At 65.6% G+C, this 24,029-nt stretch carries 22 protein-coding genes; 10 read left to right on the top strand and 12 right to left on the bottom strand.

The window, feature by feature from the left end:
- Positions 1-150: 150 nt before the first annotated feature.
- From R5W23_RS09720 to R5W23_RS09705, 4 genes are all read left to right on the top strand, one after another.
- Entirely contained in the window at positions 151-1,146 is a 996-nt protein-coding gene (locus R5W23_RS09720) for a DnaA/Hda family protein (protein ID WP_320686157.1), read from the top strand.
- Between the two features lie 361 nt (positions 1,147-1,507).
- Positions 1,508-2,635, top strand: coding sequence for a DNA polymerase III subunit beta (gene dnaN, locus R5W23_RS09715; protein ID WP_010044299.1), 1,128 nt, complete (start codon positions 1,508-1,510; stop codon positions 2,633-2,635).
- A gap of 103 nt (positions 2,636-2,738) precedes the next feature.
- Positions 2,739-3,056: a DciA family protein gene (locus R5W23_RS09710; RefSeq protein WP_010044297.1), complete on the top strand. Its 318-nt coding sequence runs from the start codon at positions 2,739-2,741 to the stop codon at positions 3,054-3,056.
- 88 nt (positions 3,057-3,144) lie between these two features.
- Positions 3,145-5,577: a DNA gyrase subunit B gene (locus R5W23_RS09705; protein ID WP_261189255.1), complete on the top strand. Its 2,433-nt coding sequence runs from the start codon at positions 3,145-3,147 to the stop codon at positions 5,575-5,577.
- A 110-nt stretch (positions 5,578-5,687) separates the two neighbouring features.
- Here the strand turns inward: R5W23_RS09705 and R5W23_RS09700 are convergent, their stop codons facing one another.
- The 6 genes from R5W23_RS09700 to R5W23_RS09675 all read right to left on the bottom strand — a co-directional run bounded on the left by R5W23_RS09700 (position 5,688) and on the right by R5W23_RS09675 (position 12,650).
- A complete protein-coding gene (locus R5W23_RS09700) occupies positions 5,688-6,044 on the bottom strand; it encodes a hypothetical protein (RefSeq protein ID WP_320686156.1) in 357 nt (118 codons plus the stop codon).
- Positions 6,045-6,173: 129 nt separating this feature from the next.
- Complete coding sequence (locus R5W23_RS09695; protein WP_320686155.1) at positions 6,174-6,638, bottom strand: LysM peptidoglycan-binding domain-containing protein; 465 nt, start codon at positions 6,636-6,638, stop codon at positions 6,174-6,176.
- Positions 6,639-8,653: 2,015 nt separating this feature from the next.
- On the bottom strand, positions 8,654-9,535 hold the full coding sequence (gene rsmH / locus R5W23_RS09690; RefSeq protein ID WP_320686154.1) for a 16S rRNA (cytosine(1402)-N(4))-methyltransferase RsmH: 882 nt from the start codon (positions 9,533-9,535) through the stop codon (positions 8,654-8,656).
- A 63-nt stretch (positions 9,536-9,598) separates the two neighbouring features.
- Positions 9,599-10,012 (bottom strand): hypothetical protein, encoded by a 414-nt coding sequence (locus R5W23_RS09685; protein WP_010044275.1) that lies wholly within the window; start codon positions 10,010-10,012, stop codon positions 9,599-9,601.
- A gap of 107 nt (positions 10,013-10,119) precedes the next feature.
- Positions 10,120-11,562: a Si-specific NAD(P)(+) transhydrogenase gene (gene sthA, locus R5W23_RS09680; protein WP_320686153.1), complete on the bottom strand. Its 1,443-nt coding sequence runs from the start codon at positions 11,560-11,562 to the stop codon at positions 10,120-10,122.
- Between the two features lie 146 nt (positions 11,563-11,708).
- Positions 11,709-12,650, bottom strand: coding sequence for a thioredoxin family protein (locus tag R5W23_RS09675; RefSeq protein ID WP_320686152.1), 942 nt, complete (start codon positions 12,648-12,650; stop codon positions 11,709-11,711).
- Positions 12,651-12,875: 225 nt separating this feature from the next.
- Here R5W23_RS09675 and nadA point away from each other — a divergent pair, with 225 nt between their 5' ends.
- The 5 genes from nadA (at position 12,876) to R5W23_RS09650 (ending at position 16,858) form a co-directional block, all read left to right on the top strand.
- Positions 12,876-13,913: a quinolinate synthase NadA gene (nadA, locus tag R5W23_RS09670; RefSeq protein WP_320686151.1), complete on the top strand. Its 1,038-nt coding sequence runs from the start codon at positions 12,876-12,878 to the stop codon at positions 13,911-13,913.
- A 93-nt stretch (positions 13,914-14,006) separates the two neighbouring features.
- Positions 14,007-14,309 (top strand): helix-turn-helix domain-containing protein, encoded by a 303-nt coding sequence (locus tag R5W23_RS09665; protein ID WP_320686150.1) that lies wholly within the window; start codon positions 14,007-14,009, stop codon positions 14,307-14,309.
- A 3-nt stretch (positions 14,310-14,312) separates the two neighbouring features.
- A complete protein-coding gene (locus tag R5W23_RS09660; protein ID WP_320686149.1) occupies positions 14,313-14,735 on the top strand; it encodes a type II toxin-antitoxin system VapC family toxin in 423 nt (140 codons plus the stop codon).
- Positions 14,736-14,830: 95 nt separating this feature from the next.
- Positions 14,831-15,496, top strand: a complete 666-nt coding sequence (locus R5W23_RS09655; RefSeq protein WP_320686148.1) for a DOMON domain-containing protein — start codon at positions 14,831-14,833, stop codon at positions 15,494-15,496.
- A 609-nt stretch (positions 15,497-16,105) separates the two neighbouring features.
- On the top strand, positions 16,106-16,858 hold the full coding sequence (locus R5W23_RS09650) for an endonuclease (RefSeq protein WP_320686147.1): 753 nt from the start codon (positions 16,106-16,108) through the stop codon (positions 16,856-16,858).
- 19 nt (positions 16,859-16,877) lie between these two features.
- Here the strand turns inward: R5W23_RS09650 and R5W23_RS09645 are convergent, their stop codons facing one another.
- The 5 genes from R5W23_RS09645 to R5W23_RS09625 form a co-directional block, all read right to left on the bottom strand.
- The gene (locus R5W23_RS09645; protein WP_320686146.1) at positions 16,878-17,723 is read right to left on the bottom strand and encodes a bestrophin family protein; all 846 of its coding nucleotides are present in this window, start codon (positions 17,721-17,723) and stop codon (positions 16,878-16,880) included.
- Positions 17,724-17,738: 15 nt separating this feature from the next.
- Positions 17,739-18,545, bottom strand: a complete 807-nt coding sequence (gene scpB / locus R5W23_RS09640) for an SMC-Scp complex subunit ScpB (protein WP_320686145.1) — start codon at positions 18,543-18,545, stop codon at positions 17,739-17,741.
- Positions 18,546-18,552: 7 nt separating this feature from the next.
- Positions 18,553-18,939, bottom strand: coding sequence for a hypothetical protein (locus R5W23_RS09635; RefSeq protein WP_261189269.1), 387 nt, complete (start codon positions 18,937-18,939; stop codon positions 18,553-18,555).
- 142 nt (positions 18,940-19,081) lie between these two features.
- The gene (locus tag R5W23_RS09630) at positions 19,082-19,630 is read right to left on the bottom strand and encodes a hypothetical protein (protein ID WP_320686144.1); all 549 of its coding nucleotides are present in this window, start codon (positions 19,628-19,630) and stop codon (positions 19,082-19,084) included.
- A gap of 52 nt (positions 19,631-19,682) precedes the next feature.
- Positions 19,683-20,750, bottom strand: a complete 1,068-nt coding sequence (locus R5W23_RS09625; protein ID WP_010038512.1) for a 3-isopropylmalate dehydrogenase — start codon at positions 20,748-20,750, stop codon at positions 19,683-19,685.
- A 192-nt stretch (positions 20,751-20,942) separates the two neighbouring features.
- On the opposite strand from R5W23_RS09625, the gene R5W23_RS09620 reads away from it, so the two are divergent.
- The gene (locus R5W23_RS09620) at positions 20,943-21,578 is read left to right on the top strand and encodes a hypothetical protein (RefSeq protein ID WP_320686143.1); all 636 of its coding nucleotides are present in this window, start codon (positions 20,943-20,945) and stop codon (positions 21,576-21,578) included.
- Positions 21,579-21,620: 42 nt separating this feature from the next.
- On the opposite strand, the gene R5W23_RS09615 is transcribed toward R5W23_RS09620, so the two are convergent.
- On the bottom strand, positions 21,621-23,906 hold the full coding sequence (locus R5W23_RS09615; RefSeq protein ID WP_320686142.1) for a HEAT repeat domain-containing protein: 2,286 nt from the start codon (positions 23,904-23,906) through the stop codon (positions 21,621-21,623).
- Positions 23,907-24,029: the final 123 nt, after the last annotated feature.

Below are 24,029 nucleotides of genomic sequence, written 5' to 3'. Positions count from 1 at the left end.
CCCTTCACATCCGATCACACACAAATCCTTATCTATCAACATTTTACAACTCGCTTATTGGGCTTTACCGAGAATTCAAAAGCGGGTAAAATACTGACTCAATGAACACTGCCCGGCGAGGGGCCGGTTGACACGAATATCGAGGACCGTGTGGGGACGCCGACGGCGCGCTGGAACGGCTTCCTGGTGCTGCCGGAAAACCGTGTCGCGGTTCGGGCACTCCGGTCGGTGTGCCGCTCGGTACTCACGAGGCGACGCCCCGGTGCGAACCCGGTCGTCCTGCACGGACCGCCGGGAACCGGTAAGTCGCGACTCAGCGCGTCGCTCGTGCAGCAGCTCGCGAACACCTCCGACGGCGTTTCCGCGCAGGTGGTTTCAGCGGGCGATGTGGCCCGCGCGGCGGACGAGGGGCTCGACGACGACGCGTTCGTGAGTTGCGACCTTCTCGCGCTGGAAGACGTGCAGCACCTCAGCGCCCGGGCCGCCGAAGACGCCACCGAGTTGCTCGACCGCCGAACCGCACGCCGCCGGGCCACGGTCGTGACCGCCAGCGCCGGACCGGCCCAACTCGCCCATCTCCCACAGCGGCTGACGTCGCGCCTCAGTTCTGGTCTGGTTGTGCGGCTCGAACCGCTGAGCGCTCCAAGCCGGTTGGCGATCCTGGCGGAAGCCGCGCGCCAGCGACAGGTGCGGCTCACTCCCGACGCGCTCGAGTGGCTCGCGTCCCAAACAACCGGCGGCGGGGTGCGCACCACCCTCGGCTTGCTCCAGAACCTCGCACAAGTGGCCGCGGCGTTCCCGGGGCCGTTGACGCGCGTCGACGTGCAACAGGCGCTTGCAGATTCGGGGCAACCGACATCCGCGGCCCCCGACATTTCGGGGATCGTAGAGCGGACGGCCGCCGCCTTCGGAGTAACCGTCAAGGAGTTGCTCGGCGTCAGCCGGCTTCGCGGCGTGATGCGGCCCCGTCAGGTTGCGATGTACCTGGCACGCGAGTTAACAGGACTGTCCCTGCCGCGCCTCGGTGCCGCGTTCGGACGGGATCACACAACCGTTCTCCACGCCTGCCGCAAGGTGGAAGCGGAAGTGGCCGCCGATCTCTCCCTCGCGAAACAGGTGAACGACCTGCGAACGGCACTGGGTTAACGGTCCCCTTTGGCAGCGGAAGCCGGCGCACAACCCTGTGGAAAACTTGGCGCGCGATTGGCGCGCACGTTTTCTCAACTGGCGCGCGACGGGCGACGTTACGAGCGGGTGACGGGCGGGGTGATCGGCGCGGCACGGAATATCACCGGCGCGTCACTCGCGCGCCAGGTTTTCCACAGGCCGATCAAGGGACAAAACACTTGAATTGCTAGGAGTTCATGGTGGTTGTGGGCGGTGCGCGCCAAAATAGCGGCCCGCCTTACTACTGCTACTGGATGTTTAAAATAAAGGATAACAAGTAAATGGGTGGAGCAAGACGCGAAGCCCTCAACACACCCCACGGAAGGCGGAGGAGGGCACCATGAAGGTGACGTGTCAGCGGGACAGTTTGCTCACGGCGTGTCAGCTCGTTCAGGCTGCCGTAGCCCAGCGCACCACGAAGCCGGTGCTGAGCAACATCAAAGCCGTTGCCCAGGACGACGCGATCACGCTGGTCGCTTACGACACCGAGGTGGGCATCCGCTACGAGCTGCGCGGCATTACCGTCGCCCGGGCGGGCTCGTGCATTCTGCCCATTACCGAGCTGGTGAAGATCCTCCGCGAGAGCAGTGACCCCGAGATCAGTCTGGACGCGGGCAAAGAAGCGGTCGTCGCGAAGACGAGCGGCGGGAAGTTCGAGATGCCCAGCTTGGACGTGAACGAGTTCCCGGACATTCCCGAGTTCGATGACGGCGGCCGGTACCACGAGATCACCGCCGGGGTGCTGCGGGCGATGCTCCGGCGGACCTCCTTCGCCGCGGACAAGAAAGACACCACCGCGCGGTTCTCGCTGACGGGCGTTCTGTGGGAGGCGGACGGCAAAGAGGCGCGACTGGTGGCCACCGACACCAAGCGGCTCGCGGTGTGTAAAGGTGAGGCGGTCGTTTACGGCGTGGTCGATGACGTGAAGGCGATCCACGTCGTGCCGCTGAAGGCCGTGACGCTGCTGGAGAAGAACCTGACGGACGACGGCGAAACGGTGCGCGTCGGGTTGCGGGCCAACGACGCCTTGTTCAAGACCGAGCGGGCGACGATCTACACCTCGCTGGTGCAGGGCAAGTTCCCGCCGTACCGCGACATCATCGGGAAGACGACCAAGGAGGCGACCCAGAAGGTGCCGCTGCCCGTTCAGGGGTTCCTGTCGCGCGTGCGGCAGGCCGCCATTATGACGGACGACGAGAGCATGCGGGTGGACATGACATTCGACCCCGGGTCCGTGGTCATGAAGGCCCGCGGGGCGAAAACGGGGGCGTCGGAAGTGACCCTGGAGCTTCCGGATTACGACGGCCCGCACACCGAGATCGCGTTCGACCCGTCGTACCTGGTCGAGTTCCTGCGGGCGATCGAGAACGAGCCGACGGTGGTGCTGGAGATGTCCACCGGCACCCGTGCGGCCCTGTTCACCTGCGGCGACAACTACTCGTACCTTGTGATGCCGCTGACCGGCTGAGGCGCGGTCACGCGGCATCCGGAACGCGGAAGGAAAGCCGCAGAGGGGTGTCGCGGCGTGTTCAGGTCTTTTGGGTTGGCAATTCCGCACGAGCTGGTGGGCCATGCACAAAGAGCAGCGCGACGGCAGGCAGGAACAGCTCTCCGACATCCTCGGGAAGTTGTTCACGTCCCGCGGCTGGGGGCGCAAGAACGACCGGCTGCGGATCGAGTCGGCGTGGGCCGAGGCCGCCGGCCCGGAACTGCTGAAGGACACACAGGTGCTGGTGATCAAGCGCGGGGTGATGGAGGTCGCCGTGCGCAACGCGGTGCTGATGTCGGAACTGGCCCAGTTCCACAAGCGCAAGTTGTTGACAAAGCTCCGCGCCGCGATGCCCGGGGTCACGCTCACCGACCTGAAGTTCCGCGCGGCGGCGTGGTGAGGTCTTCGTGGGGCGGCCGGGGCCGCGTGGCCCGCCCGGTCTTGTTCGAACCGACAGAGCCAGGCTTACTGGAGAGGAACGCAGCACGATGAGTACCGAAACGCTGGGCAACGTCGGGTACACCGAAGACAACCTGCAAACGCTCAAGGACGCCGCCCACATCCGGCACCGGCCCGGCATGTACATCGGCAACACCGACATCGAGGGCATGCACCACCTCGTCTGGGAGGTCGTGTACAACTCCGTGGACGAGGCCCTCGCCGGGTTCTGCAAGAACATCTTCATCACGGTTCACAGCGACGAGTCCATTACCGTTTCCGACGACGGGCGCGGCATCCCGGTCGGGGTGAAGGCCGAGACCGGCAAGTCCACCCTGGAAGAGGCGCTGACGATCGCGGGCTCGTCGGGGAAGTTCAACAACGACGCCTACAAGACCTCGGCCGGGCTGCACGGGATGGGCGCGAAGGCCATGAACGCGCTGTCCGAGTGGTGCACGGCCGAGATCAAGCGCGACGGCCGCGTGTACAAGATGGAGTTCGAAAAGGGGTACGCGACCAGCAAGCTCGAGGACCTCGGGCCGGCGCCGAAGGGGCAGACGGGGACCACGATCACCTTCAAGCCGGACCCGGAGAAGTTCGGCGACATCCTGTTCGACTACGACCGCCTCGGCACCCGGTTCCAGCAGATCAGCTTCCTCAACAAGGGGCTGAAGCTGGCCCTCGCCGACGAGCGCGTCGGTAAGAGCGACACGTTCCACTCCGAGCGGGGCATCGCCGAGTACGTCGAGGTGCTCAACCGGAGCGAGCAGACGAACTACCCGCTCATCTACATCAACAAGCAGATCGAGGGGGTGACGGTCGAGGTGTGCTTCCAGTACACCCAGGGCGAAACCAAGCTCGAGATGTGTTTCACGAACAACGCCTACAACAAGGACGGCGGCACGCACCTGTCCGGGTTCCGCGGCGGGCTCACCCGGGCGATCGGGCACTACGGGAAGAAGGCGAACCTGTTCAAGGAGATCGAACTCCGCGGCGACGACTTCCGCGAGGGCCTCACCGCGGTTATTAACATCAGCCACCCGCAGCCGAAGTTCGAGTCGCAGACGAAGGTGAAGCTCACCAGCCCCGAGGTCGAGGGGCAGACGTCCAGCGTCGTGTACGAGGTGCTGTCCGACTACCTGGAGCGGAACCCCAAAGAGGCCGAGCGGATCTGCAAAAAGGTGCTGCTGACGGCCGAGGCCCGGATCGCGGCGAAGAAGGCCCGCGACGCCGTGAAGGGCCGCAAGGACGCTCTCAACAGCGGCGGGCTGCCCGGGAAGCTGTACGATTGCAGCTCGCGCGACCGCGAGAACACCGAACTGTTTCTGGTGGAAGGTGATTCCGCCGGCGGCAGCGCCGAGAGCGGCCGGGACCGCGAGTTCCAGGCCATCCTGCCGCTGCGGGGTAAGGTGCTGAACGTCGAGAAGGCCAAGTTCGAGAAGCTGCTGGAGAACAACGAAATCTCCGCCCTCATCTCGGCGGTCGGGGTGGATATTGACAACGTCGAGGACGTGAGCAAGGTCCGGTACGGCAAGATCATCATCATGACCGACGCCGACGTGGACGGTCAGCACATCCGCACCCTGCTGCTCACGTTCTTTTTCCGCCAGATGCGGAAGCTGATCGAGGCGGGGCACGTGTTCGTCGCCCGGCCGCCGCTGTACAAGGTCACGCAGAAGAAGGAAACGCGGTTCATCCAGTCGCGGGAAGAGATGGTCACCCAGCTCACCACCCGCGGGCTGAAGAACACCACCCTGCGTGTCACCCAAGTGGACCGGCCGGCGCGCGACATCAGCGGCGACGAGCTGACGAAACTGCTGCCGCTGCTCGACGAGGCCGAAAGCGCGGTCGTGGGGCTGGAGCGCCGCGGGCGCAACCTGGACGAGCTGCTGACGCGGGCCGTGGACGGCCTGTTCCCGACCTACAACCTGTACGAGCGCGAGAAGAACAAGGAGCACTGGTTCCGCACCACGGACGAAGTGGCCGCGTTCAAGCAGGCGCTCGCGGACGAACTGAAGCGGGAGCCGGTGGTCGGTGAGGACTACACGCTCGACGAGTGGCACGACCTGAAGTCGCTCAACCGCGCCGTCGCGAAGCTGAAGACGTTCGGGTTCGACGCGGCCGATTTGGTGCCGCTCCAGCGGATCGCCGGGCGCGAGCCCCCGGTGCGCTACACCCTCGACCACGACGGCAGCAACAAGTCGCTGGTCAGCCTGCGCGAGCTGGTGATCGAGATCCGGCGGTTGGGTGAAAAGGGCATCGCGGTGACGCGGTTCAAAGGGTTGGGCGAAATGGATCCCGAGGAGCTGTGGGCGACCACGCTCGACCCGCAGTACCGCACCCTGCTCAAGGTGACGCTCAACGACGCGTTCAAGGCCGAGGAGATGTTCCGCACGCTGATGGGCAAAGAGGTTCAGGACCGCAAGGCGTTCATCTTCAGCAACTCGCTCAAGAGTGTTGAGGACATCGACTACGGCGCGTGATCCCGGGTTCGATTTGCGCCCCGTGCCCGCGCGAGCTGTTGTTTCGCGCGGGCACGGGGCTTTTCGTTCAGCGCTGGAGCTAGGTGCGATAGTAACCCGGCACGCGGGCGCTATTTGGGTTTGAACGTGCTGAACAGATCGGGTGTGTCGGCGTCGGCCCCTTCCATCGCTACCGCTTTCTGTGCTGCTTCGACCCGCTCCTTGACCCGCTTGAGTTCGGCGTCGTACCGCGTGAACAGTTTGTCCTGATCTTCCTTACTCAGTTTGAGCCGATCCAGCTTTTCGGTCGTCGCCTTGATCCGGTCCAGTGCGGCCTGCTGCTTCTCCTTGGGCTCACGCTTTTCCAGGGTTTCAGCGTAGACGTTCAGGTTCGCAACAAACTCCCTCATCAGCGCATCCGGACCGCCGCACCCGGTGACACAAAGGAGTAGGGCGCCGACCGCCCCGTAGGCAGCGTATCGTTTCACGTCGCGGGTTCTCGTAATGTGTGCGCATCGTTGAGCACCGGAAACGGACCCGGTGCTGTCACAAGCGGCACTATACGGCGAACGGCGCGCCACCGCCAACGGCGGTGGCCGGAAAGTAACGGTCAAGGGCTATGGCAGTTTCGCGTCCGGTGGGAGCTTCAACTCGGTTCCTTCGGCGAGCGGCTGGTTCGTGTTCGGGATGTGGTCGTTACGGGCTCTGATTTCGCGCCAACGTTGGTAATCTCCCATCGTTTCGTGGGCGATTTGTTGCAACGTTCTTCCGCCGCGTGGAACGACGTAGACCCCGCGCCCGTTGGTTCCGGCGGGCGGGTTGGTCGCAGGAGCGCTCCAGTTCGTGCCGTCTGCTGGCGGGGTGGTGCGCGTCCCGTTCGTTCCCCCAGTTGTGGTCGGGAACTGGCGCTCAAGGACGTACTTGGGTGGAACGTTGACGTATCGCCCGCCCTGGAGCGACTGGCTCTGGTTGTACGACCGGAGCGCCGCCGCGTACTTCTTGCTGTTGTACCACTCCTGGCTGATCGACTCGTAGGTGTCGCCGTCCTTGACGTGGTAGATGTCCACGTCGTAGCTGGTCATCGGCGCCCGTTCGGGCACGGTCGGCTTCACCTCTGTTGTGCCCCCAGCCTTGGTGAACGTGGCTGTGTTGCTCGGCGGTTGAAGCGCCGGCGCCGGTGGTTCAACCGCTGGAGGTTGAATCACCGGTTGGCTGAATGGCTTTTCACCACCGGCCGCCCCGACAGCAGGGAGGAAGTTGGGGGTGGGCGCGACTACTCCTTTGGGATCCAGGCTGTTTCGCTCGTTGCCCTGGGGCGGGACTACTGCGGGGGGAACCGCTAGTCCTGCGGCCGGATTGCCCGAAGGCGGGGCCACAGATATGGGATTCGGATTCGGGAGCGGTACCGTCGGCGTTCCTACGGTGCCTGTTGGTGCGGTCATCGCCGGTGGCGCCGTAACAGCCGGCGCCGGTGGAGTGGTACCAGTCCTGGGCGCAGACATTTCGGGAGGCTTCGGCGTGCCAGGGCTACCCGGTTGCAGGGGGCTACCCAAACCGCTGGCGGGTGCCGCAGGAAGTGCTAGCGATGGTGCGGGAAAAACGTCAGACGGCGGAGTAAGTGCGGGTGCAGTAACCGGCGTTTCGGACACGCCCGGTGCGGGCGGTATCACGGGCGCTGGCAGCGGTGAAGCCGTGGGACTGCTCGGCAGTGGCAGCGCGGGTGCGAGGACCTGCACTCCGGAGCCGCTTGGACCGGCGGGTGTTGAAGGGGGATTCGAGCCCGATTTCGGGACCTGCATGTCGGGTGACTTGGGCGCACCGGCTCCGCTAAGCGGTTCTGAAGTCGTAGGTACGCCACTCTGTGGTGGTGCTGGCGTCGCGGGCGCACCAAAGTTTGGGAGAGCGGGAAGTGGTGGTTGCACTGGCGCAGGTGTAGATGAGCCGACCGGAGGATTTGACGGCTCCGAGCGCGCCGCTGGTGTACTCCCCCCAGTTGGCATAACGACCGGAACTGATGGCTCTTCAACGTTCAGCTTTGATTTTGGCGTTGGCGTAGCAAAGCTTGACGGTGGATCCACTTGCACGCGCGGTGAAGTGCCAGTAACGCCTGGTTGGGGCAAGGGTGATTCCGAAGTCGATGGGACTTGCGTAGGAGTGACGAAGCCAGAGCTACCGCCCGTTTCGTTTCTCGTCGACTTTTCAGGCAATGACGGCAGCAAGTGCGTTGGGATAGGTAGGGCCTTAGGAGCTTCGGGCGCCTCCGGAGCTTTTGAGGGTGCAATGGGTGTGGTATCTGCGGCGCCCGCGTTAGATTTCTGTTCTGCAGGTACCCCTTTCACCGGTTCAGGGCGCATCTTCGCCGGTGGTTCGGATGGTTGAACTTTTTCATCCAGCTTGGCTTTGGCAGTATCAGCGGTCGGCGCGTTCTGCGCAGGCGCCAGGAAGCGAATCGCCCCGGCCCCGGTGGCGATGCTGAGAACGGCGACAGTGGCGGTCAGTTGCTTGCGTGTGAACCGCTGAGTGAGTTTCGTAATGATCCCCACCGCAGGCTCGTCCGGAACAGGCACGCCGGCCGCTGCGGTGGTGACAGTGGCTGCGGTAGCAATTGCCGCGGCCAGTGGGGGCACGCTCGGAGTGGGCGCGCTCACGGCTTTCGGCGCCTCGACCTTGGGAGCCGGCTTCGGTTCGACTTTTGGCGCCTCAGCCTTTGGCGCTTCGACTTTTGGCGCTTCGACTTTTGGCGCCTCAGCTTTTGGTGCTTCGACTTTCGGCGCCTCAGCCTTTGGCGCTTCGGCTTTCGGAACTTCCGGCTTCGGCGCGGTGGGTTTCGGTGCCTCGACCTTGGGCGCGGGGCTGGCCGCGATGGCTGCGGGAGCCGGCGCCGGTGGAGTTGCAGTCAGGGCGGGGGCTGCGGGGGCGTTGAGCAGTGCTTCGACGAGCGATCCGACCCCGGTCGGCAGCGCCGCGGTGCGAGAGAACGCCGGTTTACCCGACACGTCAACGGCGATGGGCTCGGTCATCCGTGACCCCTTCATGTTGATGATTGCAGATTTGCGGTTGAGAGCCTGGACGCTCAATCGCAAATCGAAAATCACACCTACCCGATTCGTGTGGCCGCCCGCAGCTTCGCGCTTCGCGCCCGCGGGTTCCGGGCGACTTCCTCGTCCCCGGCCTCGACCGGCTTCTTCGTGAGCGGTCGCCACACGCCTTCCGTTCGTAACACGTGCTTCACCCGCCGGTCTTCGAGCGAGTGGAAGCTGATGATCCCGGCCCGCCCGCCCGGCTTCACCACCGTCGGCAGGACGGCGAGCAAGCGGTCGAGCGAACCGAGTTCGTCGTTGACCGCGATCCGGAGCGCCTGGAACACCCGCGTGGCCGGATCGATGCTCCCCGAACGCGGAACGCAACTTCGCACCACACTCGCGAGGTCCGCGGTGGTCGCGAACGGCCGCTCGGCCCGCCGCGCCGCGATTTTCTTCGCCACCCGGCGGGAGTGCCGCTCCTCGCCGTACTCCCAGAACACGTCCGCCAGCGCGCCCTCGCTCAACGAGTTGACCATGTCGGCCGCCGTGGAGCCGCTCGTGGGGTCGAGCCGCATGTCGAGCGGCCCGTCGTCCCGGAAGCTCAACCCGCGCGCCCGCTCGGCGAGCTGGTCCGAACTGAACCCCAGGTCCGCGAGTACGCCGTCTACCGCGGCGATACCGCGGGCGGCGAGCACTTCGGCCAACTGGTCGAAGTTCGCGTGAACCAGTTCGACCGGCAGCCCCGCGACCAGCGGCCGCGCGAGGGCGAGCATGGTCGGGTCCTGGTCCAGAGCGAGCACCCGCCCGGCGGGACCGATGCGCTCGGCGATGAGCCGGGTGTGCCCGGCGCCGCCGGTGGTGCAATCGACCCACGTCTCGCCCGGCCGCGGGTCGAGCAGCGCGAGCGTTTCGGCCGGCAGCACACTCACGTGAACCGGCAGGCGGTCGGCGGACATAGGCGCTTTCGGAAACTGGGTCAAGGCGAAGATGTGAGGCGGTTACAAAGGCCGGGCGCGACTTCAGCCCTGGACGATGTGCGGCGGGTCGGCGTCGTCGGGCGGCGGAAACCGCTGCCGCAGCGCGTTCAAGTCGATCCGCTGGAGGATGTCACACACCCGGTCCAGCGGCCGGTTCGTGTCCGCGGCCCACTGGATCAGGGTCAGGTTGTCGGCCCCGTCCACCAACCGGGCGGTGACCTCGTCAATCAGCTCGCGGTCGTGGGGAAACTGGCGGGAGAGGGCGCCGAAGTCCTCGCGCGGCATCGACAGCCAGAACCGGCGCCCGGTCAGGTGTGCGAGCGCCCGCCCCCGCACGAACGCCGGCCAGTGCCGCGCCACCCACTGCTGAATGGCCGCCTCGCCCAGGTCGTACCCGGCCTTCTCGCTCTCGATCCACCGGAACCGCTCGGCTTCTTCGCGGGCGTCGTCGTTCATGTCGGCCCTCCGGTCGCGCTCCCGGTTCCGGCGTCCGGGTTCCAAGTTTGGAGATCGTGAACCGGGTCGCCGCGCGCAACTTGGAACCCGGAACCGGGGACTTTCCGTCACCACCGGCTGAGGTTGGCCTGGGCCTTACCCATCAGCTCGGATCGCTTCAAGATCGCGTCGTGTGTGGCCAGCTTGTACAGGTCGCCGAGCGTCGGGTAGTTGAAGCAGGTGGACAGGAACAGGTTCGCCCCGCCCCCCGTCATCATCGCGGTCAGCCCCACGTGGATCAGCTCCGTCGCCTGCTCGCCGATCACGTGGACGCCGAGCAGTTTCATCTCCTCGCGGTCGAAGATCAGTTTCAGGAACCCGGTCTTGTCCCCGATGATCTTGCCGCGCGGGTTCTGGTCGTAGTCGGCGCGGCCGATCACGACCGGGATGTTCTTTTCTTTCGCCTGCGGCTCGGTGAGCCCGACCGAACTCACCTCGGGGATGGTGTAGATGCCGGCCGGGAGGTACTGCGCGAGCGCTTCCTTCGCCATCGAGCCGAACGCGTGGCACGCGGCGACGCGGCCCTGCTCGTAGCTCGTACTCGCGAGCGCGGGGAACCCGATCACGTCGCCCACGGCGTAGATGTGCGGGACGGTGGTGCGGAAGTGCTCATCCACCGGGATCAGCCCGCGCGGGGTCAGCCCGAATCCCGCGGCGGCCGGGTCGAGGCGGTCCGCGTAACTGGTCCGCCCGGCGCACACGAGCACGTTCGAGACTGCCAGTTCGTTCCCGGACTTGAGTTGCAACTCCACCTCTCCGGAGCGCGGCGCGTGGCACCGCTCCACCTGCTCCTTCCAGTGGAACACGATCCCCTGCCGCTCCATCGCCTTGGTCAGCGCGGCCGACAGGTCGGGGTCCAGGAACGGGAGCAGCGTGTCCCGCCCGTCGATCAGGTGGACGCGGACGCCGAGCGCGGCGAACATGCACGCGTACTCGCTGCCGATCACCCCGCCGCCGATCACCGCCAGCGACCGCGGGATGCTCGTGATGTACAGCAGCTCGTCCGAGTCGTGGACCCGGGCGTGCTCGAACGGGAAAACCGCCGGGCGCACCGGGGTGGAGCCGATCGCGATGACGATCTTGTCGGCGCGGATGTCGAACGAGCCGCCCGGCGGGCTGGGGCGGGTGACCCGAACCGTGTGCGGGTCCACGAACGAGCCGGTGCCCTGGTGGAGCATCACCCCGTACCGGTCGAGCAGGGTCCGCATCTGGTGCGCTTCGGACGCCTTCACCACCCGCTCGTGGCGCATCAGGTCTTCGATCTTGGCCTGGCGGCGGACCGACACGTCTAGCCCGATGACGGCCCGGGCCTTGGCCCCGGAGATGGCCAGGGCCGTTTCGCGGAGGGTTTTACTCGGGATGGTGCCGGTGTTGACCGCGGCGCCGCCGACCACCGGGTTTCGCTCGACCAGCGCGACCCGCTTACCGAGCAGGGCCGCGGTGTCGGCGGCGGCGAGGCCGCCGGGGCCGGCGCCGATTACGATCAGGTCGTACTGAAGGGGCTTAGGCATGGTGCGGCTCGCCGGAGGGTGTGCGGACATGATACCCCGCCGGGGTGCCGGTGGGCACCTCACGGCCGCACTTCGCCCCCGCCGCGGTTCGGTTCGTGACGTACATTCGGAACCGGGCGGTGCCGCAACCGGTTCGGTGGCCGGCGTTACTTCTTTGGGGCTTTGGGCGGCGGCGTGAGTGCGGCTTTCAGCGTGTCCAGTTCCTGGTCCGTGAGCCGCTTACGGGTGGCGGTGATCATTTTGGCGAAGTGTTCGATTTCGCCCGGTTCTGCCGGGAACCCGATGTTCCCCTTCGGCCCATCGCTCGTCACCAGGGCTTTCCCCGTGCCGTCGAGCACGACGAACCACGGAATTCCCCCGCTCTTTTCCGGGTGATACTTCTCGAACACCTCCTTGGCACCGGTCATCCGGTCCTGGTCGATCTTCACATCGACGTAGTCCTTACCAACCAGGGCGGCGATGTCCGGGCGTGCGAGCCAGGCATCCAGTTTGAGGCACCAGCCGCACCACGGCGCGCCGAAATGGAGAATCACCTTGCGGTCGGTCTTGGTGGCGTCGGCGAGGGCCGCGGCCAGCACGTCGGCTGCTTTTTTGGGTTCGGCCTTGTACCTGTCCAGGAACTCTTGCAACTTCTTCGCGTCGTGCCCGTTCTTGCCGTTCTCTTTCGTCTCGAACGGCTCGGTCGGCTGGTTCACCAGCACCTTGCCGTCGGCGTCGAGGACCGTCAGGAACGGTACGCCGGCGTTGGAGAGGTCCACGTTGTACTTCTTGAGCAGGTCGGTGTTTTTGCTGTCGATGTGGACCACGTCGTACTCGTAGCGGAGCGTCTTCGCGAGCGCGCGGTCGGTGGTGAACTTGTTGTGCAAGAGGAGGCACCACGAGCACCAGTTGCCGCCCCACTGGACGAGCACCCGGCGGTTCTCGCGCTTGGCGGAGGCGAGAGCGGCTTCGATGAGGGCTTTGGCGTCTGCCTTTTCGTCGTAGACCTTCACCGCGGCCTTGGTCTCCTTGGCCGGGGCAGGCGGGTCCTCTGCCGAACATGTCAGAGCGGCGGCACTAACCAGTGCGAGACCGAACAGTGGTTTCATGTGACTGGCTCCGGGGTGGTATTCGGCTCGAATTGCCGGCGCGGGCGAACGAGGGTGCTCGCACCGGGCGCAGTTTCACATTTCTCCGGACCCCTCACAACCGATTTTTGCGCGCGGCGTGCCTTTCTCACTCAACTCCGCCGATGGCGCCCGTAAGATGCTTGAGTAGACAAACTGTGTTCCAGTGGGTTGGCCCTCCGCCACACTAAAAACAAGGAGCCTCGCATGTCCGTCGTTTCTCCCGCCGAACCTCGTGGTCTGGCGCCGGTCGGTTTTGGCCCGGCGGCTGCCTCGCTGCTCGACGACGTTTCGGCCGAAATACTCGACCTCAAGAAGAAGCTCGGCGCCACGATCCTGGCTCACTACTACCAGGAGGGAGAGATCCAGGCGCTCGCCGACATCACCGGCGACAGCCTCAAGCTCGCCCGCGAGGCCACGAAGGTCGATTCGCCGGTCATCGTGTTTTGTGGCGTGCTGTTCATGGCCGAGACGGCCAAGATGCTGAACCCCGCGAAGCGCGTTCTGCTCCCCGACCTGCGGGCCGGGTGCAGCCTCGTGGACGCGTGCCCCGCGGACAAGCTGGAGCGGTACCAGGAGCGGCTCCGCGAGAACGGCCGCAAGTTCCAGACGGTGTGCTACATCAACTCCTCGGCCAAGGTGAAAGCGCTGAGCGACTGGGTGGTCACGTCCGGCAACGCGGAGGACATCGTTCGGAACAAGGTGCCCCAGGGGTACGAGATCCTGTTCGTGCCGGACAAGCACCTCGGCCGTTACCTCCAGGAGCTGACCGGCCGCCCGATGATCCTGTGGGACGGGTCGTGCATGGTCCACGAGATCTTCAGCGTCGTGGACCTGATCAAGCAGAAAAAGGAGCACCCGAAGGCGGTGACGCTCGCGCACCCGGAGTGCCCGCAGAACATCCTCCAGCTCGCGGACTTCGCGGGCGGCACGGAGGCGATGATCAAGCACGTCGCGGACTACAAGGCGCCGACCGAGTTCCTGGTGGCGACGGAAGCCAACATGATGTGGGAGTTGCAGCGCCGCTACCCGCAGCACACCTATCTGGGCGTTCCCGGGATCACGTGCTCGTGTAACAAGTGCCCGCACATGGCCCTGAACACGCTGGAGAAGGTGCGCGACTGTATGCGGGACGGCGCGCCGGAGATCCTGTGGCAGCCGGAGTTCGATAAGGCAAAAGAGGTGCTGGCGCGGAGCCTACTGAACCCGCCGGCCACGGCGCCGGTCCAACCTGCGGGGGATTGACCTATGGGGACGCGGGCGACAAAGGGGACGAAGCGCCCGAGCGCGGGCGCCCGGACCGAAACGAACGGCGTCGCGCCGGTTACCGCCGAGGTGATGACGCTGGCCGAAGCGGCGGCGTGGCTGCGCGTGTCCGAAGCCGGGCTTCGGGCCGATGCGGATAGCGGACGGTTGCCGGCTCGGCTGGTGGCGGGCGAGTGGCGGTTCAACAAGACCGCACTGCTCGAATGGCTGAGTCACCCGGAGCCGCCGGCTTCACGCCCGAAGACCGGTGCGGAACTGGTTGAGCACATCCGGCGGGTACGCGCGGCTTCGTCTGACCCAGAAACGGAAGAAGAAGCCGAGGAGTTTATCCGCCAAATGTACGCACGGCGTAAGGCTGATTCTGCCGCGGGGTGATCCGTGGTTTTCGTTCTCGACACCGACATCACCACGCTCGTGTTTCAGAACAACGAGCGGGTGACCGCGCAACTCGCGGCCCGCTCAAAAGAGGAAGTGGCGATTTCTTACGCCACTTGGCTCGAGATCATGCGTGGTCGGGTCGAATCTGTGATTAAGGCCGCGACCGGGGTTGAGTTGCTTCGCGCAGTCACGCGCCTGGCTGATTCCGAGCAATTTCTTGCTCCCTTTGCGATGCTCGCAATCGACCAGGCGGCGGCCGACCGGTTCGATCACCTTCGGGCGCTCAAGAAGCTGAACAAGATGGACCGCGGCGACGTGCTTCAAGCCGCGATCGCACTTGCGAACGGCGCGACGCTCGTGACTCGGAACACCAAGGACTACGCTGCCGTCCCCGGGCTGAAGCTCGACAACTGGGCGGCGTGACGGCCTCACGTCGAGTGCACTTCGCCGCGGTGTGGTCGGGTGTTCACGTTCGAGGTATCGTAACGGCATCCCGCTCGCCAGGGAAGGAGCGACCCATGCCGCCGATCGTGCCGAACCGGTTCCTCGTCCGCGTCAGCCACCCGTGCCCGTTTGTGAAGGACGCACCGCGTGACACTGAGGAGGACGAACACCTCGTTGACCTGCCCGAGACGGCGCGGCTGGACAACTTCGCCGCGCTCGACGAGCAGCAGAACTTCGCGGATGTGCGTTTGGCGTGGAACGAGTTCGGGCTGGCCGTCCAGGTCGAGGTGAGGGGCAAGTCGCAGGCACCGGTGGGCGATTCCGATAAGCCGAGCGCGTCCGACGGGCTGCGGTTGTTGATCGATACCCGCGACGCCCGTGCCAGTCACCGTGCGAGCCGCTACTGCCACCACTTCTCGTTCTTCCCAACCGGGGGCGGGGGCGACAAGGACGAGCCCTTCGTCACGCAGTCGAAAATCAACCGGGCGCTGCAAGACGCGCCGATGGCAAGCATCGCGGACATTCTCTTTCGGACGCACAAGATCAAGGGTGGATACCGCCTGGAAGCGTTCCTCCCTGCGGCGGCGCTCAACGGCTTCGATCCGTCCGAACACCCGCGACTCGGCGTGTACTACTGTGTTCGCGATCAGGAGATCGGGGACCAGTTCTTGAGTGTCGGCTGGGAGTTTCCGTTCGGCGAAGACCCGTCCCTGTGGGGGGTACTGGAGTTGGTGAAGTAAATCGGACAACACAGAGTTTTTGACAGGATCAACAGGATGCACAGGATTGAAGACAAAAGGCAATGCTTCTTGTCTTCAATCCTGTGCATCCTGTTGATCCTGTCAAAAACTCTTCTCAATCGAGGTCGATCCCGAGTTCCTTTGGGGTCGGGACGACCACCGGCGGGTCTTCGAGCGTAATGCCCAGCCGCTCCGGCGACGGTACCTCGGCGCGGACCGGTTTCGGAGCTTCCACCGGCTTGGGTTGTGGGCGCGCCGTGACTGGTCGCGGTTGGGGCTGCGGCTGGCGTTGCGGTTGCGGGGCGTAGTACGGCTGCGGCAGCGCCGCACCGCCACCGAGGCCGTAGGGGTCGAAGTTCGGCGCACCGCCGAACGGGGTTGGGCACCCGACCGGCGTTCACCCCGCGCCGGAGCGGCCGGGGATGAGCGTGAACCACAGGCCCACGCCCAGCCCCACCACGACCGTGGGCAGCCCTGCCCATAGCGCTACCTTGCGCGTTCTCATAAGTGAGAAGCTTCCTTGCATCAGAGCCGCGATCCTTCGCGACTCGGAGGGCGCGTCATAGCTTCTCTCCGGAACCGGTAAAGCCCAACTTATGGAGGTCACCCATGTTCGCGCTGCTGCTCTTGACAGCGTTTTTCGCCGCGGGCGAGTCGAAGCTGCCGCTTCAGAAGGGCTACAAGGTTAGTGGTGACGGGCTGATGTCGGAGCACGCAACTCAGGCCGCCGCCGCGACCGACAAGCACATCTTTGCGGTTTCGAGCACGACCGTCGCGATGTACGACCGCGCCACAGGAAAACTGCTCGCGGCGAGCAAGGATAAGGCCGAGCACCTCAACAGCGCGTTCGTGTGGAAGGGCAAGGTGTGCTGCGCTCACTCGAACTACCCGAAGAAGCCCGAGACCAGCGAGATCCGCGTTTACGACCCCGCGACGAACAAGCTGAGCGTGTTCCACGAGTTCAAAGACCCGCCGGGGAGCCTCGTGTGGAACGTTCACGACGGGAAGAACTGGTGGTGCTGTTTTGCGCACTATCAGGAGGACAACGCCAAGACGATCCTGATCCGCATGACCGATGCCTTCAAGGAAGAGCAGCGCTGGACGTTCCCGAAGAAGGTCGTTGACGACTGGGACAAGATGAGCGCGTCGGGGGGCGTCTGGGACGGGGACACGCTGCTGGTGAGCCACCACCACTACAAGGTGCTGTACCGGCTGAAGGTGCCGAAGGACGGAGCGGAATTGGAACTCGTGGAGTCGCTGGAGTGCCCGTTTCCGGGTCAGGGGATCGCGCAGGACACCAAAACGGCCGGCCTTGTCGGCATCGACCGTGGTGCCCGTAAGGTGGTGTTCGCTGTGAAGTGAAGCGTTGTGCCGTTTCGCCCTACGAAAGAATGTCTGTGGCGCTCTTGCGGATCGTTTCGCAGTAGGTTTCCAACGCCAGGTCGTCGCCGTCGCGGCCGAAGGGCTGCTCGACGGCTTCTGCGGTCAGTTCGATTCCGAACAGGAAGTAGACCATCACCGGGAGTACGAGAATCACCCACGCGCCGAGCGGCTCGACCAGCGCCCACGGGGTGACCAGAAACCCGAGCACCAGTCCGTGCCGCAGGAGCGACAGGTACGACGGTACATGTGGCGTGTTCCGAATGCGCTCGCACGCCCCGCAGACATCCATGAGCGCGTTGAGGTTGGTGTCGAGGATCTGTTGCATGTGTCCGTCGATGCGCCCCGCCCGGCGCCAGCCGGCCACGAACCCGATCAACCGCCCCGCGATGTACGCCGGGACGTGCTGCGGGTCGACCGTTTGCTTCTCAAACCCGGACACGTCGCTGAGCCGGGTGGGGCCGCGCAGGAGCTTCATGAGTGCCACCGCGAACCCGGCGACCAGTCCGGCGAACTCGTGTCGTTCGCGGATATCAGGGGTGGCAAGTTCGCGGGCTTTGAGACACAGGTTGCGCGAGTGGTTCACCAGCCCGCCCCACAGGATGCGCCCCTCCCACCACCGGTCGTACGCGACTTTCGTGCGGAAGCTGACCAACAGGCCCAGGATGGCCGTGTTCCACATGGCGAACTGGGACGACCAAACAGGTTGAGCGACACCGCTGGTCGGGTTCAGCGCCCATGCCAGCACGGAGTACCCCGCTGCGGCCGCGACCGCGATCGCCAGACGCCTCGCGATCGTCGGCGGCGGCCAGATCCACCCGAGCAGCGTTCGGCGGTTGTCGGCCAACGTTGTTCTCCCCGTTCAAGACCCCGGTTGTGCGTCGCCGAGGCGCGGCAGTTCGTCGAGCGCCTGGAGGCCGAACACCTGTAAGAACCGCGGCGTGGTTCCGTACCGCACTTCGCGCTCGGCCGCGTCGGCACGGTGCCGGACCGCAATCAGACCCAACCGTACGAGCTGGCGCAGCGCCGGGCCGGAATCCGTCCCGCGAACCACATCCACTTCTGCTTTACTGAGCGGCTGTCGGTACGCCACAACCGAGAGCACATCGAGTGCCGGTTGGCTCAGACGCGCCTCTCGGGGTCCGCCGAACAACTTCTCGCGGAGGCCCCGGTACGCCGGCCGAACGGAAAGGACGAACCCGTCGTCGCGCGATTCGATGAGGTAGGGTCGGTGCTGGTCGCGGTACCGTTTGTTGAGTACCGCCACGGCTTCCTGGAACCGTTCGGGGGTCAGCCCGCGAACCGCGGCGCATGCGACCTCTGCCGCGAGCGGGTGCCCGCCCACGAACAGCATCGCTTCAACCAGTTGCTCCGGGGACGGCGGAACTTCGCTCGCGGCGCCGTCAGCGAGCGAGGGCGGACGTAACCCTTTTGAGGTTGCAGTGCTTCGGGTGACATGAGGGGGCGCTTCCGCTGCCGGCGCGGTCGGGGGCGCTTCGTGTACCGGCGGGGCGGGTGTCTCGTCTGTGGCGTCCGCTTCGAACCCTTCGGCGAACTCTTCAACGATATCGAGCTGCCATTCGCCGCCGAGGTGCGCCGCTGCGGCCTGACCCAGCGCGAGCGGATCGGTCGGTTCGCTCGGTTCGGTCGGTTCGTCTTCGGTTGCCATGCGCGATTTAGTGAGGCAGCCCCAAGCCGGTGATAACGGTTCCGGTCCAGAGCACCAGGAACGCGATCCCGAACACAATGTGCAGTTTCCGACGGTGCATCTTCCCCGTCGCGAGCATTAGAGGCAATATCAGTGTGGACGGGACGGAGAAGCAGAGGTGGACCCGCAGGTCCGCGCGGGCCTCCGGGGTGAACAGTTCGGACACCGGGACGACTTGCAGCAGCCCCTCAAAGCACAGTACAGTAATCGTCGTGAGTACGAAGAACGCGAGGTTGATCTGGCCGTGCAGTTTCGGGCGCCCCATCGCGAGCGCGACCATTGACAGCGTGAGTAGCACCGTCACCGTGACCACGAGAACCTTCAAGGTGATGACGATTTGGGGTCCGGTTGGCATGACAGCACCTGCGACTCGGGCGAGAGCGAACCTCTGCGTTAATGTGGCACGTTAACCCGCGTCGTGTACCCAAAAGTTAACGGTTTCGCGGGTTCGCTTCAGCACTGGGGTTCAAGATTGGGTTCCGGCGCGAACCGCGTCGTTAATCGTCGTCGCGGCGGCGCCGCTTGCGCGGCACAGGGCGGGTACAAATCATCGCTGCGTCGTCGTCCCATACAACGGCACAGAGTACCTGCCGGTCTTCTAGACGCTTTAGGGGCAAGTGGTCGCGGTAGATGAAGATGTGGGCGAGGTACACCTCACGACCGTCGGTGAACTCGTCGGGGAGCCGGTCTCTTCGCCCCTCGATGTAGGTTTCATCCGACATCAGTTTCGAGACCGCGCGCTCGGCTTTGGTTCGCCCGATCACGCGGCCGGTTTCGCTCTTGAGGTCCATGATCCGCGCGGCCAGGTCGGTCATGAACTCTTCGTCGTCGTTGGTGTCCGGGTCCGGGGAGATCACAACGAGCGCCGGCAGGTCCATGTGGCCGTCCTCGAACAGGGCGCTGTTCGCCTGGACGAGCCACCCGTGCGTTTGGTCACCCTGCTCCAGGGTGCGCGCGCGGCGCTTGCGGTCGACCACGTTGGCGTAAACCACGAAGGCGACGGCCGCAACGGTCAGCGCGACGCACACCCAACTCCAGATCGGCATGACGGAACTCCTGCGCGCTCGGACCCGGGCGCGGGGTCCGAGTAGACACGCATCAGACGGCCGCAACCACCGCGTCGCCCATGTCGGTGGTGGTGTGGGTGCTGGTCTTGTCGAGGTCGCGGGTGCGAACCTTGCCTTCGGCGAGCACCTTCGCCACCGCGTCGCGGACCCCTTGGGCGCTCTTGGCGAGTCCGAGGTGATCGAGCATCAGGGCGGCGGAAAGGACCGCCGCGAGCGGGTTGGCGATGCCCTTCCCGGCGATGTCCGGCGCGCTCCCGTGGACCGGCTCGAACATGCTCGGGAACTTCTTCGTGGGGTTGATGTTGGCGCTCGACGCCAGCCCGATGCTGCCGGCCACCGCAGCGCTCAGGTCGGTGAGGATGTCGCCGAACAGGTTGCTCGCCACTACCACGTCGAACACTTCCGGCTGGCGGACGAAGTCCATCGCGGCGGCGTCCACCAGCAGCGAGTTGCTGGTCACGTCCGGGTAGTCCTTGCGGACGGCGTTGTACACGTCGTCCCACAGCCCCAAGCCGTACACCTGCGCGTTCGACTTGGTGATGCTGGTGAGCTTCTTGCGGGGCCGCTTTTGGGCCGCCTCGAACGCGGCGCGGAGGATGCGCTCGCACCCCTTCCAGGTGAACACGCCGGTTTGCACGGCGATCTGGTTCTCGGTGCCCGGGTACAGGTTCCCGCCGACCGGCGCGTACTCGCCCTCGGTGTTCTCCCGGTACACCAGCATGTCGATGTCGCCCGGCTTCTTGTTCTTGAGCGGGCAGTCCACCCCCGCGAACAGGTACGCCGGCCGCAGGTTCACGTACTGGTCGTACTTGCGCCGCATCGGGAGCAAGAGCTCGTGAACCGTGACCTTGTCCGGCACCGACGGGTCGCCGACCGCGCCGAACAGGATCGCCTCGTAGGCGGTGAGCTGTTCCCAGCCGTCGGCGGGCAGCATCCGGCCGTGCTGCTTGTAGTAGGCCGTGCTCCACGGGAGCCGGGTCCACTGGAGTTCGGCCCCGTCGTACTTGCGGGCCGCAGCTTCGGCCGCCCGGATGGCGTGCTCGATGACTTCTGGCCCGATTCCGTCCCCGCCGATCACTGCAATCTTGTGAACCGCCATTGCACCCTTTCCGCGGAAAAGATATTCCAGCCCGCAAAACCGCCCCACGGGTCACCGGTCCACCCGCGGGCACGCTCGCACGACCGGTTTCCGTTCGACCGCGGTAGACGGTGGACAGACAGCGGGGGAGAGTAAAAGTGGCGGGTGCCGGAACTTCACAGGTGATGTAGCCGCCCCTGGAGGCGGGTCAAGATGAGGGGTCGCACGCTTCTTATTGGTCGGACGGCACGGCGCGGGGCGTTCGCCCTCGGCGCCGCAGGGTTGCTCGCGCTCGCGGGCTGCAAGTCGGACAAAGAAGCGCCTGCGGTGGGCGTCGGCCGCCGGAACGACCCGCTGATGGCTCGCGAAGGGAGGCTGCTCCCGCCGCAGAACCTCCCGGTTCCCGAGCGCGGGCTCGGCTCGAAGGGCAAGGACCCGTTGACCGCGCCCACCGGCGGGCGCGGGGAGCGGTCGAGCTACAACGACGACCAGGAGCGGTTCAAAGGCACTGTGATGCCCGGGACGCTTACAACACCGGCCTCTCTGGCCGGTCGCATCCGCGACGGCGAAGAACTGAAGATCGAGTCGCCCGGTGTGGAACTGCGCCCGACCGCGGGTGCTGCCCCCAGTGACACGAGTGAAAGCGTTTCTGGCCTATACGACCGACTTGAGCGGATGGGCGTGAAGCGCCAGGATCGCTCTCTTGAGCTTGAAGACGGGCTGTACGTGTTCCGGGCCGCGGTGCTTTTGAACAGCGCGGAAGGCACGCGGCGGCAGTACACCGGGCAAGGCAAAACGCCCTACGAGGCGGTCAAGCAGGTCGTGGACCAGCTCGCGGAACGCAAATAAAGTTTGTCGTCAGTCACGTGCGCCCTGTGCCTCGGTGATCCGTCACTTCGCTTCGATTTTCTCCAACGCCTTTTGCGCGACCGGCCAGACGAGTGGGTCTCGCAGCAGTTCTTTCAGCTTGCGCCCGGCCGGTTGGGCCGCCGGTCCGATGCGCCCGAGGGCCTCGACCGCCGGAATGCGAACCTCCGAATCGTGATCGTCGAGCAGGCGGGTCAGTTGTGGTACCGCGTCCTGCGCGGTTGGCCCGAGCCGTCCGATCGCGGCAGCGGCCGTGCCTCGCACCGCCGCACCGGGTTCTTTTAACAGGGTCAGAAGCGCGGGCAGATCGTCTTTGATCGGCCCGATCATCAGAACCGCTTCGACTGCGGCCGCACGAACCGCCGGGTTGCGGTCGCGCAGCCCGGCCCGCACGGCCGGCGCGACTTTGCCGGCGTCGCCGTCGATGGCAGCCTGTGCGACCTTCGCTAACAACGCCAGGTTTGCTTGCGGGCTGTTTGTTAGCGCTTCGACTTCGGCTCGGGCCGGCTTCGCGCGCGTGCCCGCTGCGGCGAGCGCCAGCAGCGCGGCCACGCGCGGTCCGGTGCGACTGTCGCTTTTCGCGAGTTTGAGTAGGGCGCCCAGAGCGTTGGGCGGAAGCGGGTCGAGTCTGCCGAGTGCGGTCGCCGCCGCCGCGCGAACGGCTGGCTCGCTGTCTTCTGTGGCGTTCACAAGCGCCGTACTGACCTCGGTTGATGCCGGGTCGATTGTGGCGAGCGCCGACAGGACGCTGAGTCGCACCGGAGGCGACAAATCCCGGTCGGTGGTGAGCGGGAGCAGCACCGGTAAAGCCGGTTTCGCACCGGTTCCCATTGCGAGCAGCGCCGTGAGTAACAACTCCCGCACGCCGCCGTCTTTCTCCTCATAGACTGCCCGACCCAGTGAGTCGGCCGCGGGTGCCCCGGCGGGGCCGAGACGCACGAGTGTACGGGCAACCTGAAGCCTGATGACACGCTCCTCGTCGCTCGCGAGCTTACCGACCTCTGCCGCCAGCTTCGTTTGCTCGGTTGCGGGGCGTAACGCGACTAATTCCAGAGCGGCGCTTCGTGCGAACGGGTCCGGGCTGGCCAGTTTTGTCAGTGCCGCCGGGACGAGCGTTTCGGCGGCGGGACCGACGCGACCGATTACCTGGACCGCCAGCGCTGCGACCCCGCGCGAGTCCGAATCGAGCCCGCGTTTCAGCAGCGCGAGCGCCTCGGTTTGCGAGTCGCCGATGCGAAGCAGCGCGCAGGCGGCTTCGAGCGCGTTGTCGGCTGACCGGTCCTGTAACAGCTTTTTGATCGCGCCGGCGGCTGGCTTCGCGACCGGCCCCATGTCACCCAGCGCGCGAAGCGCGTCGTAACGAAGCAGCATGTTCGAATCGTCGAGCAGCTTTGCGGTCGGAGCGACCGTCTCGGCGCCGATGCGCCCCAGTGCGTTCCACGACGCGATTTCGGGACCGCCTTCGTCCGGGCGCTGTTGTGGGTCGCGATCCTTGTAGGCCTTTTCCAGCAGTGCGATCAGGGCGGGAACGGCCGGTGTGGCGCTCGGTCCGATCGCTCCGAGCGCGTTGGCGGCGGCGCGGCGCACGTTCGGGTTGTCGTTCTTGAGTGCCGCGGCGAGCGGTTCGACGGTATCCACAGGGAGGCGTGTTAGCGCGCTGACCAGTTCGCCGGCGAGCCGGGCGGTTTCGTCGTTTTCGTGTGTGAGGAGTTTGGATAGTGCGACGGGGTCCGCAACTCCGGTCGTATGTAGCGCGTCGAACGCTGCCCCACGGACCCGCACGTCTGGATCGGTGCAGAGCTTCTGCACGTCGGCGGCCAGGGCCTTCGACACCGGTCCCAGTTGCCCGATCGTGTAGGCCGTGTGTTCGCGCACCGCGGGCGTCGGGTCCGTTAGCCCTTCGCGTAGTGCCGATAGTCCCTTATCTCGCAGCAGCGCTTCGCCTTTCGGGCCGGATTTCAGCAGCGCGAGGGCCGCGGCTTCACGGGTACTGTTGATCTGGTTCGCGCGCGTGTTCCCGGGTCCGTTGGTCGTTTTGTCCTTCAGTAGTTCGACGAGTGCCGGCCCGGTCCCGGGGTCTTCGAGTGCAAGGAACGATAGTTCGTCGATCGCGGCTCTGCGTGGGGCGTCCTGGCGGTTCTTGAGCGCGGCGAGCTGCTTGTTCCGCCGCTCCGCGGCACCGTCCTCATGCGGTGTCGCAGTGGTCGCGTTTTCGTCCGTTTTGGGTTCGACTGTTGGCGCCGCGGGCTTTTTTCCACAACCGCAGGCTACGCACAGTGCCAACGCGAGGAGTAACGAACGGCGGTGCATGACCGGACCGGGTGTTGGGTGACGGGCGCGTCGTGTATCATCCTACTCCGTACTTTTTCGCCGTGCGAGTTGCTCGCGCGGCCCCGGCGTTCCGGTTCTAGGTTTGCGGTGTCGGCGGAAGTG

Source organism: Gemmata algarum (assembly GCF_034097035.1).
Lineage (GTDB): Bacteria > Planctomycetota > Planctomycetia > Gemmatales > Gemmataceae > Gemmata > Gemmata algarum.
Note: the sequence above shows the minus strand (reverse complement) of the source record. Positions and strands in the feature narration are given on the sequence as shown.